Raw genomic sequence first — 15,167 nt, forward strand, 5'->3', positions numbered from 1 at the left:
CGCCACGGCTGCGCCCTCAGTAGATCACCACGCCGCGGATCGACTCGCCGCGCTTCATCAGCTCGAAGCCCTCGTTGATCTTCTCCAGCGGCATGGTGTGGGTGATCAGGTCGTCGATGTTGATCTTGTTCTCCATGTACCAGTCGACGATCTTCGGCACGTCCGTGCGCCCGCGTGCCCCGCCGAAGGCCGAGCCTTCCCACTTGCGCCCCGTCACCAGCTGGAACGGCCGCGTGCTGATCTCCGCACCCGCTTCCGCCACCCCGATGATGATGCTGCGGCCCCAGCCCTTGTGCGTGCACTCCAGCGCCTGGCGCATCACCTGCGTGTTGCCGATGCACTCGAAGCTGTAGTCGGCCCCGCCGTCGGTCAGCTGCACGATGGCGTCGACGACGTTCGCATGCTCCTTCGGGTTGATGAAGTGCGTCATGCCGAACTGGCGCGCCATGGCTTCGCGCGCCGGGTTGATGTCCACGCCGATGATCTTGTCGGCGCCCACCATCCTGGCGCCCTGGATCACGTTCAGCCCGATGCCGCCCAGCCCGAACACCACCACGTTGGCGCCGGCCTCCACCTTGGCAGTGAAGATCACCGCGCCGATGCCGGTGGTCACGCCGCAGCCGATGTAGCAGACCTTGTCGAAGGGCGCGTCCTCGCGGATCTTGGCCATCGAGATCTCGGGCGCCACCGTGTAGTTGCTGAAGGTGGAGGTGCCCATGTAGTGGAAGATGGGCTTGCCATCGAGGCTGAAGCGGCTGGTGGCGTCGGGCATCAGGCCCTTGCCCTGGGTGCCGCGGATGAGCTGGCACAGGTTGGTCTTGCGCGAGAGGCAGAACTTGCACTGGCGGCACTCGGGCGTGTAGAGGGGAATGACGTGGTCGCCCTTCTTGAGCGAGGTGACGCCGGGGCCGACGTCGACGACGATGCCGGCGCCCTCGTGGCCGAGGATGGCGGGGAAGATGCCCTCGGGGTCGGCGCCCGAGAGGGTGTAGTAGTCGGTGTGGCAGATGCCGGTGGCCTTGATCTCGACCAGCACCTCGCCGTGCTTCGGACCTTCCAGGTCGACGGTTTCGATGGTGAGCGGTTGGCCTGCTTTCCAGGCGACGGCGGCTTTGGTTTTCATGGGAGGGCAGGAAGTGGATGGGCGCGGAAGGGGTCCGCGAATCACTTTATGCCATAGAAGTTTGCAGCGTTCGTGCCTCGGATGGCGGCCTGCGCCTCGACGGACTGTGAGGCCAGCAGCGTGTCTGACGCGGCATGCCATTGCAAGTAGTCGCCGGCCAGGTTGAGCACCGGCCAGTCGCTGCCCCACATGAGGCGCATGGGGCCGACGTGCTGCAGCAGGTGGTCGACATAGGGTTGAAGGCGTCGCGCGTCCCAGCCGGGGCCGGTCTCGTTGGCCAGGCCCGAGAGCTTGCAAAGGGCCGGCGTCTCCGCGGCGAAGCGCTCGATCTGCGTGGCCCAGGGCTCGAAGCAGCCGCCCGCGATGTCCGGCTTGGCCGCGTGGTCGCGCCTGCGCGAGCCGGTGGATGCGCGCGGGGGCGTCCGGTGCGGCGAGGTCGGTCCAGCGGACCACGGCGCGCACGCGGCTGTCGGACGGTCGGCCAGCGCCGGCAGGCGCCAGGTCTCGGCCTCGTTGGGCGCGGCCTGGACGAGGACCGTGCCGGCGGACCATGCCCTTTTGCTGCAGCACACTGCCACAAAATGGTCCTCGCGGACTGCTCGCAAGCCTGCCCCAAGGGAGGCTACACCTGCTACAAACGCGTCATGAAAAAGATCCTTGTCCTCAACGGCCCCAACCTCAACCTGCTCGGCACCCGCGAGCCCGCGCAGTACGGCTACGAGACGCTGGCCGACGTCGAGCGCCTGTGCGCGGAGGCCGGCACCAAGCTGGGCGTGGCCATCGAATGCCGGCAGTCGAACCACGAAGGCCAGCTCATCGACTGGATCCACGAGGCTGGTCGCGAAGTGGCCGCCGGCCGCATGCTCGGGGTGGTGATGAACCCGGGCGCCTACACCCACACCTCGATCGCCCTGCACGACGCCATCAAGGGCGCGAGCGTGCCGCTGGTGGAACTGCACATCTCGAACGTCCACGCGCGCGAGGAGTTCCGCCACCACTCGTACATCTCGCCGGCAGCGCGCGGCATCATCGTCGGCTTCGGCGTGAAGGGCTACGGGCTGGCGATCGAGGCGCTGGTGCGGGTAAGCGAAACAGCGTGAGCGTCGATCGGACGGGGCTGTTCGCAGGCGCCGACGGCGCGCTGCGCTGCCGCTGGTGCGAGTCGACGACGGCCTACCAGCACTACCACGACCATGAGTGGGGTTTCCCGGTCACGGACGACCGGCGCCTGTTCGAGAAGCTGTGCCTGGAAGGCTTCCAGGCCGGCCTGAGCTGGCTCACCATCCTCAACAAGCGCGAGGCCTTCCGGAGCGCCTTCGCGCAGTTCGATGCAGAGCGCGTGTCGCGTTTCGGTCCGAACGACGTGGAGCGGCTGCTGGGCGACGCCGGCATCGTGCGGCACCGCGGCAAGATCGAGTCGGCCATCAACAACGCCCAGCGCGTGCTGGCGCTGCGCGAGGAGTTCGGATCGCTGGCTGCCTACGCCTGGCGCTTCGAGCCCGATCCGGCCTCGCGCCCGCGGCGCATCACCTACGAGGCGCTGCGGACCATGACCACCTCGCCGGAGTCGATCGCGATGTCGAAGGACCTGAAGAAGCGGGGCTGGAGTTTCGTCGGGCCGACCACGGTCTACGCTTTCATGCAGGCCATGGGGCTGGTCAACGACCACGTGGAACAGTGCCACGCCCGTGACCTGGCGCTCCAGGCCCGCGCCGGGCTGAAGCGGCCGGCCTAGGTGGCCTGCGGCCCCGCTACCTTGCGGTGGTTGATGCGGCCCTGGCTGTCGATGCTCTCGAGGTGCACGTCGAAACCCCACAGGCGAGCGACGTGCTTGAGCACCTCCGACGCGTCGTCGTGCAGCGGGCGGTCGTTGTGCTGGGTATGGCGAAGCGTCAGCGCCCGATCGCCGCGCAGGTTGACGCTCCACACCTGGATGTTGGGCTCGCGGTGGTTGAGGTCGTACTGGCGCGACAGCGACTCGCGCAGTTGCCTGTAGCCGCTGTCGTCGTGGATGGCCGAGACCTCGAGCTCGGGTTCGCTTTCCTTGTCGGTGATGGCGAAGAAGCGGAAGTCGCGCATCAGCTTGGGCGAAAGGAACTGGCCGATGAAGCTCTCATCTTTGAAGTTGCGCATGGCGTAGTCCAGCGCCGGCTGCCAGGGCGTTCCCGCCATGTCGGGAAACCAGCGGCGGTCTTCCTCGGTCGGGTTCTCGCAGATGCGCCGCAGGTCGGTGTACATCGCGAAGCCCAGCGCATAAGGGTTGATGCCGCTGTAGGCACGGTGGCCGATGGGCGGCTGGAACACCACGTTGGTGTGCGACTGCAGCCACTCCATCATGAAGCCGTCGGCCAGCAGGCCCTCGTCGTACAAGGTGTTGAGCAGGGTGTAGTGCCAGAAAGTGGCCCAGCCCTCGTTCATCACCTGCGTCTGGCGCTGGGGATAGAAGTACTGCCCGATCTTGCGCACGATACGCACCACTTCGCGCTGCCAGAAGTCCAACAATGGTGCATTTTTCTCGATGAAGTAGAGCAGGTTCTCCTGCGGCTCCGGCGGGAAGCGCTTGGCCGCTTCTTCCTCCTCCGCCGTGCGGCCGGCGCGCCGGGGCAGAGTGCGCCAGAGGTCGTTGACCTGCTGCTGCAGGTGATGCTCGCGCTCCTCGCGCCGGGTCTGTTCCTGGCTCAACGACAGGCGCTGTGGTCGGCGGTAGCGGTCCACGCCATGGTTCATCAGGGCGTGGCAGGAGTCGAGCAGGTCTTCGACCGCAGCGACGCCGTGCCGCTCCTCGCACTCGCTGATGTAGTTACGGGCATAGACCAGGTAGTCGATGATGGACGAGGCATCCGTCCACATCTTGAAGAGGTAGTTGCCCTTGAAGAAGCTGTTGTGGCCGTAGGCGGCGTGGGCGATCACCAGGGCCTGCATGGCCATGGTGTTCTCTTCCATCAAGTACGAGATGCAGGGATCGGAATTGATGACGATCTCGTAGGCCAGGCCCATGTGGCCGCGCCGGTAGTTCTTCTCGGTGCTGATGAACTGCTTGCCGTAGGACCAGTGGCGGTAGATGACCGGCATGCCCACCGAGGCGTAGGCGTCCATCATCTGCTCGGCGGTGATGATTTCGAGCTGGTTGGCGTAGGTGTCCAACTTGTAGCCGCGCGCGACGCGGGCGATCTCGGAGTGGTAGCGCTCGATGAGCTCGAATGTCCAGTCCGAAGGACTGGGAAGGGCTTCTCGTTTCCTGGCGTTCACACCGTCCCCCTCTCCTTCTTGAACAGGTCCCGGAACACCGGGTAGATGTCCGCCGCGTCGGCCACCTTGCGCATCGCGAAGTTCTTGTGGGAGTCCACCAGCTGGGTGTATTCCTCCCACATGTTCTGCTCGGCCTCCGCCACCTGGACGTAGGCGTAGTAGCGCACGGATGGCAGGATGTGGTCGGCCAGCAGCTCGCGGCAGCGGCCGCTGTCCTGGTGCCAGTTGTCGCCGTCGCTGGCCTGTGCCCCGTAGATGTTCCACTCGGAGCTGGGAAAGCGCGCGCGGATGATGTCCTGCATCAGCGTGAGCGCACTGGACACCACGGTGCCGCCGGTCTCGGTGGCGTGGAAAAACTCTTCTTCGCTCACCTCGCTGGCCTGCGTGTGGTGGCGGATGAAGACCAGCTCGATCTTCTCGTAGTGGCGGGTCAGGAACAGGTACAGCAGCATGAAGAAGCGCTTGGACATGTCCTTGCGCGCTTCGTCCATGGAGCCCGAGACGTCCATCAGGCAGAACATCACCGCCTTGGCCGAGGGGATCGGCACCCGCACCCGGTTGCGGTAGCGCAGGTCGATCGGGTCGAGGTAGGGGATGTGCTTGGCCTTGGCCTTCAGCTCCTCGATCCGGGCCTCGGTGTCGCGGATCTCGCGTTGCACCAGCGCATCGGCCGCGCGCGGGCTGCGCTGGAGGTGCAGCAGGTGGGCCTCGAGCTCGCGAATCTCGCGCCGCGAGTCGCCCCCGAGCGCAATGCGCCGGGCCAGTGCGCCGCGCATGGAACGCACCACGTGCAGGTTGGTGGGCATGCCGTCCTGCGTGAAGCCGGCGCGGTGGCTCTTCCATTCCGGCACTTCGGCCAGTTGAGTGCGGATCAAGTGGGGCAGTGCAAGGTCCTCGAAGAAGACCCGCATGAACTCTTCCTTGGTGAGGCGAAAGACGAAGTCGTCATCGCCCCCTTCGCCGTCACCGGCCTGTGAGCCGCTGCCGGAGCCGCCTCCGCCGCCCTGCGGCCGCTCGATGCGGTCGCCCTTGACGTACTCGCGGTTGCCAGGGTGCACGTACTCGCGGTTGCCGCCGGGGCCATGCCCGAACACGGGTTCGGACACGTCGCGGCGTGGCAGCACGATGTCTTCGCCCTGCTCGAGATCGCGGATGTTGCGGCCGCTGACCGCGCGGCGTACGGCCTCTCCGATCTGCTCGCGATAGCGCCGCAGGAAACGCTCGCGGTTGCCGATGGACTTGTTCTTCCCCGACAGCCGGCGGTCGATGATCTGCTGCAGCATGGCCACGGCCGAAACTCCTCGTGTCAGTTCATCATGAGCTCTTGCGCACGCGCAGGTACCACTCGCACAGCAGGCGGACCTGCTTGGCGGTGTAGCCCTTCTGCACCATGCGGTTGACGAAGTCTTCGTGCTTCTTCATCTCGTCGGCGCTGCTCTTGGCATTGAAGCTGATGACCGGCAGCAGCTCCTCGGTGTTCGAGAACATCTTCTTCTCGATCACCGTGCGCAGCTTTTCGTAGCTGGTCCACACCGGGTTCTTGCCGGCGTTGCCGGCGCGCGCGCGCAGCACGAAGTTCACGATCTCGTTGCGGAAGTCCTTCGGGTTGCTGATGCCCGCGGGCTTCTCGATCTTCTCCAACTCGGCGTTGAGCGAGCCGCGGTCGAACACCTCGCCGGTGTCCTGGTCGCGGTACTCCTGGTCCTGGATCCAGTAGTCGGCATAGGTCACGTAGCGGTCGAAGATGTTCTGCCCGTACTCGGAATAGCTCTCGAGGTAGGCGGTCTGGATCTCCTTGCCGATGAATTCCGCATAGCGCGGCGCCATCAGCTCCTTGATGTAGGACAGGTACTTCTGCTCCGTCTCGGGCGCGAACTGCTCGCGCTCGATCTGCTGCTCGAGCACATACATCAGGTGGACCGGGTTGGCGGCGACCTCGCTGCTGTCGAAGTTGAAGACCTTGGAGATGATCTTGAAGGCGAAGCGCGTGGACACGCCGCTCATGCCCTCGTCCACGCCCGCATAGTCGCGGTACTCCTGGATCGACTTGGCCTTGGGGTCGGTGTCCTTGAGGTTCTCGCCGTCGTAGACCTGCATCTTGCTGAAGATGCTGGAGTTCTCCGGCTCCTTCAGCCGGGTCAGCGCCGAGAACTGCGCCATCATGCGCAGCGTGCCGGGCGCGCAGGGCGCCAGCGCCAGCGAGGAGTTGCGCACCAGCTTCTCGTAGATCTTGATTTCTTCCGAGACGCGCAGGCAGTACGGCACCTTGACGATGTAGATCCGGTCGAGGAAAGCCTCGTTGTTCTTGTTGTTGCGGAAGGCCTTCCACTCGCTCTCGTTGCTGTGCGCCAGCACGATGCCGTCGAAGGGGATGGCGCCGAAGCCTTCGGTGCCCTTGAAGTTGCCTTCCTGCGTGGCGGTCAGGAGCGGGTGCAGCACCTTGATCGGCGCCTTGAACATCTCGACGAATTCCAGCAGGCCCTGGTTGGCCAGGCACAGACCGCCGGAGTAGGCGTAGGCATCGGGGTCGTCCTGCGCATAGGTCTCCAGCTTGCGTATGTCGATCTTGCCGACCAGGGAGGAGATGTCCTGGTTGTTCTCGTCGCCTGGTTCGGTCTTGGCGACCGCGATCTGACGCAGCACGGAAGGGTAGCGCTTGACGACCTGGAACTGGCGGATGTCGCCGCCGTATTCCTCCAGCCGCTTCACCGCCCAGGGCGAGAGCACGCGCTGCAGGTAGCGGCGCGGGATGCCGTATTCCTTCTCGAGGATCTCGCCGTCCTCGGCGGCATTGAAGAGGCCCAGCGGAGACTCGTTCACCGGCGAGCCTTTGATCGCGTAGAAGGGCACCTGCTCCATCAGCTGCTTCAGGCGCTCGGCGATCGAGCTCTTGCCGCCGCCGACCGGGCCGAGCAGGTAGAGGATCTGCTTCTTCTCTTCCAGGCCCTGGGCCGCGTGGCGGAAGTAGGAGACGACCTGTTCGATCGCGTCCTCCATGCCGTAGAACTCCCGGAAGGCCGGATAGATCTTGATGACCTTGTTGGCAAAGATGCGCGACAGGCGCGGGTCGTTGCGCGTGTCGACCAGCTCCGGATCCCCGATGGCCTTGAGCATCCGCTCCGCCGCGGTCGAGTAGGCCGCGGGATCCCGTTTGCAGATATCGAGGTACTCCTGCAGGGACAGGACCTCTTCGCGAGTCCGCTCGTAACGGGCGGCGAAGTTACTGATGACATCCATAAACACCTCCATCGAGTCAGCGGGGCGCTGCCCGGAGTCTCCGTGCTGCACACGTCGCATCGTTCGCAGGAATGGTGCCAGGTGAGTTGAGCACGTTTAGGAAAAACTCCTCGAGCAGTAACTTGGCTCAAAGCATAGAACAAACGACGCGTCGAGCAAATTGGTTTTCAAAAATAAGAACGATACGAACGCCCAAAAGTTCCAGAGCGAAAGAGCAGGCCGGCGACAGCGGGCATACGTCCATCATGCAGTGCCTTCGCCCGCAGGTATAGCGCTTTCGGCACTTGCACAACAGGTGTCGATGTAGGACAGCATCGTCGAATGGCCGACGTCGCATCGGTGACGCATGAGCAAAGACTATTCCCGCCATAACGCGGCTGCGGGATTTTTCGGTGACCTGTAAAAAAGCGGCCTTCCGGGGCCGCTTTTTACATGCGTCGTGGCACCGCGGTTACTCGACCTTGCCAATCTTTCGGACGGCTTCGGTCATCCGGCCTGCGTCGGCATCCCAGTAGGCCTGGAACTCCGGCGCGTCGAGATAGGCCATCGGGCTGCCCGCCTTTTCGATCACCTGCGTCACTGCCGGATCCGCCGCCGCCCTGGCGGAGGCGGCGCGCAGCCGCTTCACGACTTCGTCCGGTGTCGCCGCCGGTACGAACAGGCCGGACCACTGGGCGAAGCCGATCCTGTAGCCGGCGTCCGCGAGGCTGGGGACATCCGGCAGGGCGGCCAGCGGCCGGTCGCCCCAGTGCGCCAGCGCGCGCAGCTTGCCGGCCTTGACCTGCTGCACCACGGTCGCCGGTCCGCTCGCCACCGCGTCGACCTGCCCGGCGAGCAGCGCGACCACCGCGGGGCCAGCACCGGTGTAGGGGATGTGCGTCATGCGGAAGCCCGCAGCGCTCTTGAGCATCTCCATCGGCACATGCATCGTGCCGTAGTTGCCGGAACTGCCGTAGTTGTAGGTGCCCGGCTTGCGGCGCGCGTCGGCAATGAACTCGTCCAGCGTCTTCCATGGTGCGTCGGCCCGCACGGCCAGCACGGTCGGGTCTGCGGTGAAGCGCGCGATCGGCTTGAACTGGCTCATCTGGTAGGCCGGCCTGCGCGCCAGGATGGCGTCGGCTTCCGGCAGGATGGAGATCGATGACAGCGAAAGCAAGACGGTGTAGCCGTCGGCCGGCGCCCGGGCCACGAAGCCGATGCCCACCGCCCCGCCGGCGCCGGCCTTGTTGTCGACGATGACGGACTGCTTGAGCTCGCGCGCCAGGGCTTCCGCCACCGGCCGCGCGACGGTGTCGGCCACGCCGCCCGGCGGGAAGGGCACGACCATGGTGATCGGCTTGTCGGGCCAGGCAGGCTGGGCCACGGCGGTTGCGGCAATGCAGCAGGCCGCAGCGAGCAGGGCAGCGCGCAGCGAGGCGCCGGGAGGTCGGTGCATGTTCTTGTCTCCGTGCTTCTATCTATATATGAGGGGGCTTCAGGCAGGCTCAGGCAAAGGGGTTTTCCAGGGCCCCCAGCCCGTCGATCTCGATGCGGACCCGGTCGCCTGCCTTCAGGTAGCGCGGCGGCGTGAAGCCCATGCCGACCCCGGCCGGCGTGCCGGTCGCGATCATGTCGCCCGGGTACAGCGTGATGCCGCGCGAGCAGGTCTCGATGAGGGTGGGGATGTCGAAGATCAGGTCGGTGGTGCTGGCGTCCTGGCGCAGTTCGCCGTTGACCCAGCAGCGCACGCGGGTCTGGGTGCCGTCCAGTGCGTCGGCGCTCACGATCCACGGGCCCATCGGGCAGAAGGTATCGAAGGACTTGCCGAGGTCCCATTGCTGGTGGCGCATCTGCACGTCGCGCGCGGTGACGTCGTTGACGATGGTGTAACCGAATACATGGTCCATCGCGTCGGCGCGCGCGATGTTGCGGCCGGCCTTGCCGATGACCACGGCCAGCTCGGCCTCGTAGTCGATCTGGGCGGACACCGCGTCGCCGGGCAGCCGGACCGCTTCGTCAGGCCCGATCACGCACTCGGGCACCTTGGTGAAGACAATCGGCCAGGCCTCGGGGTTCGTGGGGCTGCTCTTGAAGACGGAGCCGGACAGCTCCTTGGCATGTGCGTGGTAGTTGCGGCCTACGCAGAAGATGTTGCGCCGCGGCAGAGGCAAGGGCGCTTCGAGCCGGACCGCATCCAGCGGCAAGGCTTCGCCGGTGGCGTTCGGCCAGGCCGTGCCGGCTGCATGGTCCTCGATCAGGGCCAAGGCGCCGCGCCGGGCCCGGGCTTCGTCCAGGGGCAGCGGACGCACGGTGCTGCCATCATCAGACACCACGCCGACGTGGCGGCGCCCTTGATATTGGTAGGTGGCAATGCGCAAAATGATCTCCTTTTGGAGACCAAATGCTACCAATCGAATACCAATTGCACAACCAAGGCAGGGCGCCACGGTGCGGTTGATACGATAGCCGCCGGCCACAACCAGCCCGAACTCGCGACCGTGTACACCCCCCTGACCCTGCGGGAAGCCATTCTCGAAAAGCTGCAGTCACGCACGTGGCGTGCCGGCCAGCGCCTGCCCACCGAGCGCGAGCTGTGCGGGCAGTTCGGCCTGAGCCGCTCGGCCGTGCGGCGGGTGTTGGCGGAGTTGAAGGAGCGCGGCCTGATCACCCAGACGGTGGGCAGCGGCACTTACGTCAGCGAGGAGGTCGCGCAGGCGCTCGCGGCGCTGAGCCAGGGCGATGCGCCGCTCGCCACCAGCCCGGCGGAGCTGATGAGTGCGCGCCTGGTCCTCGAGCCGGCCGTGATCGCGATGGTGGTGGGCAATGCGACGGCGGCCGATTTTTCCCGGATGGAAGAATGCTGCGACCGGGGCGAGGCCGCGACAACGCTCGAGGAATTCGAGCTGTGGGACGGCCGCCTGCACGAGGCGATCGCCGATGCCGCGCACAACGCCATCATCTCCGCCGTGTTCCAGCGCATGAACGAGGTGCGGGCGCAGAGCGAATGGGGCATGCTCAAGCGCCGCAGCGCGACGCCCGAGCGCCGGCTCGAATACCAGTGCGAGCATCGCCAGCTGGTCGGCGCGCTCAAGGACCGCGACGGGGTGCGGGCCGGGCAGCTCTGCGTCGAGCACCTGACGCACGTCCGGCGCAACCTGCTGGGCTACTGAGCACCCGGGCTTTTGAACCAATTGCGCCCAATTGGGCGCCCTGGGTCAGCTGAAGAATTCCTTCGCCTTGTCGAACCAGCCTTTGTCTGTCGGGCTGTGCTTGCTGCCGCCCTTCTTCAGCGATTCGTCGAGTTCCTTCATCAGCTTGCGCTGGTGCTCGGTGAGCTTGACCGGCGTCTCGACGCGGATGTGGCAGTACAGATCGCCGGGATAGCTGGAACGCACCCCCTTGATCCCCTTGCCGCGCAGGCGGAACTGCTTGCCGCTTTGTGTGCCGTCCGGGATGTCGATGGCCGCCGGCCCCTTGAGCGTGGGCACGCTGATCTCGCCGCCCAGCGCCGCGGTGGCGATGCTGACCGGCACCACGCAGTGCAGGTCGTCACCGTCGCGCTCGAACAGCTCGTGCTTCTTGAGCCGGATTTCGATGTAGAGGTCGCCGGGCGGCCCGCCGTTGGTGCCGGGTTCGCCGTTGCCGGTGCTGCGGATGCGCATGCCGTCGTCGATGCCGGCCGGGATCTTGACCTCCAGGGTCTTGGAGTTTTTGATCTTTCCCTGGCCGTGGCAGGTGGTGCAGGGCTCGGGAATGATCTTGCCGGTGCCGTGGCAGACCGGGCAGGTCTGCTGCACGCTGAAGAAGCCCTGGCGGATCTGCACCACGCCGTTGCCGTGGCAGGTGGTGCAACTGATGGGCTTGGTGCCAGGCTTGGCGCCCGAGCCCTTGCAGGTGCCGCAGTCGTCCCAGCTCGGGATGCGGATCTGCGCCTCCTTGCCGTCGGCCGCTTCTTCGAGCGTGACTTCCATCGCATAGCTCAGGTCACTGCCGCGGAACACCTGGCGCCCACCGCCGCCGCGGCCACCACGCGCGCCGAACACGTCGCCGAAGATGTCGCCGAAGGCTTCCGCGAAGCCGCCGAAGCCCTCGGCGCCCGGGCCGCCGCGCATGTTGGGGTCCACGCCCGCATGGCCGTACTGGTCGTAGGCGGCGCGTTTCTGCCCGTCCGACAGCATCTCGTAGGCTTCCTTGACCTCCTTGAACTTGGCCTCGGCTTCCTTGCTGGTGTCGCCATGGTTGCGGTCGGGGTGGTGCTTCATCGCAAGCTTGCGATAAGCCTTCTTGATTTCGTCCTCGCTCGCGTTCTTGGGAACGCCGAGGGTTTCGTAGTAGTCGCGTTTGGTGGCCATGGTCGATGGGCGGGGTAGGTCGAAAACGGAAAAAGGCCGGACCGCCTTGTCAGGTGATCCAGCCCTGCGTCAGGGTTGCGAACTCAACCCTTCTTGACTTCCTTGACCTCGGCGTCGACCACGTTGTCGTCGGCTGGACCGCTGCTTGCAGCTTCCGGGCCAGCGCCCGTCGCCGCGCCGCCGGCCGCTCCGGTCGCGGCCTGGGCATCGGCGTACATCTTCTCGCCCAGCTTCTGGCTCACGGTCATCAGCGCATTGGTCTTTTCCTCGATCTGGGCCTTGTCCTCGCCCTTGAGCACTTCTTCCAGCTCCTTGATCGCGGCCTCGATCTTTTCCTTTTCGCCGGCTTCCAGGCTGGCGCCATGCTCGCCGAGCGACTTGCGCACGCTGTGCGCCATCGCCTCGCCCTGGTTGCGCGCCTGGACCAGCTCGACCTTCTTCTTGTCCTCGGCCGCGTTGAGCTCGGCGTCCTTCACCATCTTCTGGATCTCGTCTTCCGACAGGCCCGAGTTCGCCTTGATGGTGATCTTGTTCTCCTTGCCGGTGCCTTTGTCCTTGGCGCCGACGTGCAGGATGCCGTTGGCGTCGATGTCGAAGCTCACCTCGATCTGCGGCGTACCGCGCGATGCCGGTGGAATGCCTTCCAGGTTGAATTCGCCCAGCAGCTTGTTGCCCGCTGCGACCTCGCGCTCGCCCTGGAAGACCTTGATGGTCACGGCCGGCTGGTTGTCCTCGGCGGTCGAGAAGGTCTGGGCGAACTTGGTCGGGATCGTGGTGTTCTTCGTGATCATCTTGGTCATCACGCCACCCATGGTCTCGATGCCCAGCGACAGCGGGGTCACGTCGAGCAGCAGCACGTCCTTGCGGTCGCCGGACAGCACCTGGCCCTGGATCGCGGCGCCCACGGCCACGGCCTCGTCGGGGTTTACGTCCTTGCGCGGCTCGCGGCCGAAGAACTCCTTCACCTTCTCCTGCACCTTGGGCATGCGGGTCATGCCGCCGACCAGGATCACGTCGTGGATGTCGTTGACCGACACGCCGGCGTCCTTGATGGCGGTGCGGCAGGGCGCGATGGTGCGCTCGATCAGCTCGTCCACCAGGCTCTCCAGCTTGGCGCGGGTGAGCTTGATGTTCAGGTGCTTCGGACCCGAGGCGTCGGCCGTGATGTAGGGCAGGTTGATGTCGGTCTGCGCGCTGTTCGACAGCTCGATCTTGGCCTTCTCGGCCGCTTCCTTCAGGCGCTGCAGGGCGAGCACGTCCTTGCTCAGGTCGACGCCCTGGTCCTTCTTGAACTCGCCGATGATGTAGTCGATCACGCGCTGGTCGAAGTCCTCGCCGCCGAGGAAGGTGTCGCCGTTGGTCGACAGCACCTCGAACTGCTTCTCGCCGTCGACGTCGGCGATCTCGATGATCGAGATGTCGAAGGTACCGCCGCCCAGGTCATACACCGCGATCTTGCGGTCGGCGCGGTCCTGCTTGTCCAGGCCGAAGGCCAGCGCGGCCGCCGTCGGCTCGTTGATGATGCGCTTGACGTCCAGGCCGGCGATGCGGCCGGCGTCCTTGGTGGCCTGGCGCTGGCTGTCGTTGAAGTAGGCCGGCACGGTGATCACCGCCTCGGTCACGGCTTCACCGAGATAGTCTTCGGCGGTCTTCTTCATCTTGCGCAGGATCTCGGCGCTGACCTGCGGCGGCGCGAGCTTCTTGCCGCGCACCTCGACCCAGGCGTCGCCGTTGTCGGCCTTGACGATGCTGTAGGGCATCAGGTCGATGTCCTTCTGGACTTCCTTCTCCTCGAACTTGCGGCCGATCAGGCGCTTGACCGCGTAGACGGTGTTCTTGGGGTTGGTGACTGCCTGGCGCTTGGCCGAGGCGCCGACGAGGACTTCGCCGTCTTCCTGGTACGCGACGATCGAGGGCGTGGTGCGCGCGCCTTCCGAGTTCTCGATCACCCGCGTGGTGTTGCCTTCCATGATCGACACGCACGAGTTGGTGGTGCCGAGGTCGATGCCGATGATTTTGGCCATGTTGTGAGCTCCTGAACGCGAAAAAGATGTTGTTGTGAACTTGTGGATAACCCGTCTCGATTCAAGGGGAAGAAGCGGGGATTTCCTGTGGGTTTCGTGAGGATCAGTTGGCCGGGCTGACGGTTACCAGCGCGGGGCGCAGCACGCGCTCGGCGATGGTGTAGCCCTTCTGCAGCACGCCGACGATGGTGTTGGGCTCCTGACCCGGGGCCGGCACCACCGAGATGGCCTGGTGCTGGTGCGGGTCGAACTTGCTGCCGGCCGGCGGGGCGATTTCGATCACCTTGTTGCGCTCCAGCGCGCTCTTGAGCTGGCGCAGCGTCGCTTCGGCGCCTTCGCGGATCTGCTCGGGGGTGCCGCCCTCGTGGCTCAGGCCGGCCTCCAGGCTGTCCAGCACGGGCAGCAGGCTCTCGGCGAAGGACTCGATCGCGAACTTGCGGCCCTTGCTCACTTCCTCGTCGGCGCGGCGGCGTGCATTCTGCACGTCGGCCTGGGCCCGCAGGAACTGGTCGGCGAGCTCGGCGTTCTTCGCCTTGAGCGCCGCGACCTCGGCCGTGGCGGCTGCCAGCGCATCCGCCTCGTTGGCGGCTTGGGCGGCCTCCAGCTCTTCGGGGCTGGGGTCGCCTTGCAGGGTCTCTGGATTCGATGAAGGGTTTTGCGGGTCAGACATGCTCAAAAAGCCGGCTGCCATGCCGGAAGACAGAAAAAACAAAGGGACCCGGGCCAACTGGGGCCACCAGGGCTGATTTCAAGAAAAAAATGCGCCTCGGAAGGCGCATTTCGCGGGCGGCGCCAGGGCAGGCGCCGCGGCCGGGGATCAGTGCGTGTCGAGCAGCTCGACGTCGAACTTCAGGGTCGCATTGGGCGGGATCACGCCGCCGGCGCCGCGCGCGCCGTAGCCCAGCGAGGGCGGGATGATCAGGGTGCGCTGGCCGCCGATCTTCATGCCGGCGACGCCTTCGTCCCAGCCCTTGATCACCTGGCCGGCGCCCAGCGAGAAGGCGAAGGGATCGTTGCGGTCGCGGCTGGAATCGAACTTGGCGCCTTGCACGCCGTCGTTGTAGAGCCAGCCGGTGTAGTGCACGTGCACATGGTGGCCGGCCTTGGCTTCGGCGCCATCACCGACGACGGTGTCTTCGTACTGGAGGCCGGAGGGAGTGGTGGGCATGGCGGATCCTTGGGGTGGAGGGGAAAGCCCGGCAG

14 protein-coding genes are annotated in these 15,167 nt (G+C 65.8%); 3 read left to right on the top strand and 11 right to left on the bottom strand.

Annotated elements, in window-relative coordinates:
* Nucleotides 1-16: 16 nt before the first annotated feature.
* Complete coding sequence (locus A8M77_RS20585) at nucleotides 17-1,123, bottom strand: S-(hydroxymethyl)glutathione dehydrogenase/class III alcohol dehydrogenase (protein ID WP_086923377.1); 1,107 nt, start codon at nucleotides 1,121-1,123, stop codon at nucleotides 17-19.
* A gap of 41 nt (nucleotides 1,124-1,164) precedes the next feature.
* Entirely contained in the window at nucleotides 1,165-1,695 is a 531-nt protein-coding gene (locus A8M77_RS20590; RefSeq protein ID WP_238136899.1) for an amidohydrolase family protein, read from the bottom strand.
* Between the two features lie 72 nt (nucleotides 1,696-1,767).
* On the opposite strand from A8M77_RS20590, the gene aroQ reads away from it, so the two are divergent.
* Nucleotides 1,768-2,223: a type II 3-dehydroquinate dehydratase gene (gene aroQ / locus A8M77_RS20595; protein ID WP_086923378.1), complete on the top strand. Its 456-nt coding sequence runs from the start codon at nucleotides 1,768-1,770 to the stop codon at nucleotides 2,221-2,223.
* The gene (locus tag A8M77_RS20600) at nucleotides 2,220-2,858 is read left to right on the top strand and encodes a DNA-3-methyladenine glycosylase I (RefSeq protein ID WP_086923379.1); all 639 of its coding nucleotides are present in this window, start codon (nucleotides 2,220-2,222) and stop codon (nucleotides 2,856-2,858) included. The genes aroQ and A8M77_RS20600 overlap by 4 nt, the downstream gene beginning before the upstream one ends.
* On the opposite strand, the gene A8M77_RS20605 is transcribed toward A8M77_RS20600, so the two are convergent.
* The 5 genes from A8M77_RS20605 to A8M77_RS20625 form a co-directional block, all read right to left on the bottom strand.
* Nucleotides 2,855-4,483 carry a SpoVR family protein gene (locus A8M77_RS20605; RefSeq protein ID WP_143694684.1) on the bottom strand — a complete coding sequence of 543 codons (1,629 nt, stop codon included), beginning with the start codon at nucleotides 4,481-4,483 and terminating at the stop codon, nucleotides 2,855-2,857. The genes A8M77_RS20600 and A8M77_RS20605 overlap by 4 nt on opposite strands.
* The gene (locus A8M77_RS20610) at nucleotides 4,369-5,661 is read right to left on the bottom strand and encodes a YeaH/YhbH family protein (protein WP_086923381.1); all 1,293 of its coding nucleotides are present in this window, start codon (nucleotides 5,659-5,661) and stop codon (nucleotides 4,369-4,371) included. The genes A8M77_RS20605 and A8M77_RS20610 overlap by 115 nt, the downstream gene beginning before the upstream one ends.
* Before the next feature lie 25 nt (nucleotides 5,662-5,686).
* A complete protein-coding gene (locus A8M77_RS20615) occupies nucleotides 5,687-7,609 on the bottom strand; it encodes a PrkA family serine protein kinase (protein WP_086923382.1) in 1,923 nt (640 codons plus the stop codon).
* 451 nt (nucleotides 7,610-8,060) lie between these two features.
* Nucleotides 8,061-9,044 carry a tripartite tricarboxylate transporter substrate binding protein gene (locus A8M77_RS20620; RefSeq protein WP_086923383.1) on the bottom strand — a complete coding sequence of 328 codons (984 nt, stop codon included), beginning with the start codon at nucleotides 9,042-9,044 and terminating at the stop codon, nucleotides 8,061-8,063.
* A 49-nt stretch (nucleotides 9,045-9,093) separates the two neighbouring features.
* Nucleotides 9,094-9,966, bottom strand: coding sequence for a fumarylacetoacetate hydrolase family protein (locus A8M77_RS20625; RefSeq protein ID WP_086923384.1), 873 nt, complete (start codon nucleotides 9,964-9,966; stop codon nucleotides 9,094-9,096).
* A 120-nt stretch (nucleotides 9,967-10,086) separates the two neighbouring features.
* Here A8M77_RS20625 and A8M77_RS20630 point away from each other — a divergent pair, with 120 nt between their 5' ends.
* A complete protein-coding gene (locus A8M77_RS20630) occupies nucleotides 10,087-10,758 on the top strand; it encodes a FadR/GntR family transcriptional regulator (protein ID WP_086923385.1) in 672 nt (223 codons plus the stop codon).
* Nucleotides 10,759-10,803: 45 nt separating this feature from the next.
* On the opposite strand, the gene dnaJ is transcribed toward A8M77_RS20630, so the two are convergent.
* From dnaJ to A8M77_RS20650, 4 genes are all read right to left on the bottom strand, one after another.
* Nucleotides 10,804-11,940: a molecular chaperone DnaJ gene (dnaJ, locus tag A8M77_RS20635; protein ID WP_086923386.1), complete on the bottom strand. Its 1,137-nt coding sequence runs from the start codon at nucleotides 11,938-11,940 to the stop codon at nucleotides 10,804-10,806.
* Nucleotides 11,941-12,023: 83 nt separating this feature from the next.
* Nucleotides 12,024-13,964, bottom strand: a complete 1,941-nt coding sequence (dnaK, locus tag A8M77_RS20640; RefSeq protein ID WP_086923387.1) for a molecular chaperone DnaK — start codon at nucleotides 13,962-13,964, stop codon at nucleotides 12,024-12,026.
* 103 nt (nucleotides 13,965-14,067) lie between these two features.
* The gene (grpE, locus tag A8M77_RS20645; RefSeq protein WP_086923411.1) at nucleotides 14,068-14,634 is read right to left on the bottom strand and encodes a nucleotide exchange factor GrpE; all 567 of its coding nucleotides are present in this window, start codon (nucleotides 14,632-14,634) and stop codon (nucleotides 14,068-14,070) included.
* 147 nt (nucleotides 14,635-14,781) lie between these two features.
* Nucleotides 14,782-15,132 carry an FKBP-type peptidyl-prolyl cis-trans isomerase gene (locus tag A8M77_RS20650; protein ID WP_086923388.1) on the bottom strand — a complete coding sequence of 117 codons (351 nt, stop codon included), beginning with the start codon at nucleotides 15,130-15,132 and terminating at the stop codon, nucleotides 14,782-14,784.
* Nucleotides 15,133-15,167: the final 35 nt, after the last annotated feature.

It is taken from the genome of Variovorax sp. JS1663 (assembly GCF_002157355.1).
Taxonomy (GTDB): domain Bacteria; phylum Pseudomonadota; class Gammaproteobacteria; order Burkholderiales; family Burkholderiaceae_C; genus Variovorax.

Coding starts and splice junctions, on each gene's coding strand:
- dnaK (WP_086923387.1), bottom strand. CDS start 13,964: ATGGCCAAAATCATCGGCATCGACCTCGGCACCACCAACTCGTGCGTG.
- A8M77_RS20650 (WP_086923388.1), bottom strand. CDS start 15,132: ATGCCCACCACTCCCTCCGGCCTCCAGTACGAAGACACCGTCGTCGGT.
- grpE (WP_086923411.1), bottom strand. CDS start 14,634: ATGTCTGACCCGCAAAACCCTTCATCGAATCCAGAGACCCTGCAAGGC.
- dnaJ (WP_086923386.1), bottom strand. CDS start 11,940: ATGGCCACCAAACGCGACTACTACGAAACCCTCGGCGTTCCCAAGAAC.
- aroQ (WP_086923378.1), top strand. CDS start 1,768: ATGAAAAAGATCCTTGTCCTCAACGGCCCCAACCTCAACCTGCTCGGC.
- A8M77_RS20615 (WP_086923382.1), bottom strand. CDS start 7,609: ATGGATGTCATCAGTAACTTCGCCGCCCGTTACGAGCGGACTCGCGAA.
- A8M77_RS20620 (WP_086923383.1), bottom strand. CDS start 9,044: ATGCACCGACCTCCCGGCGCCTCGCTGCGCGCTGCCCTGCTCGCTGCG.
- A8M77_RS20585 (WP_086923377.1), bottom strand. CDS start 1,123: ATGAAAACCAAAGCCGCCGTCGCCTGGAAAGCAGGCCAACCGCTCACC.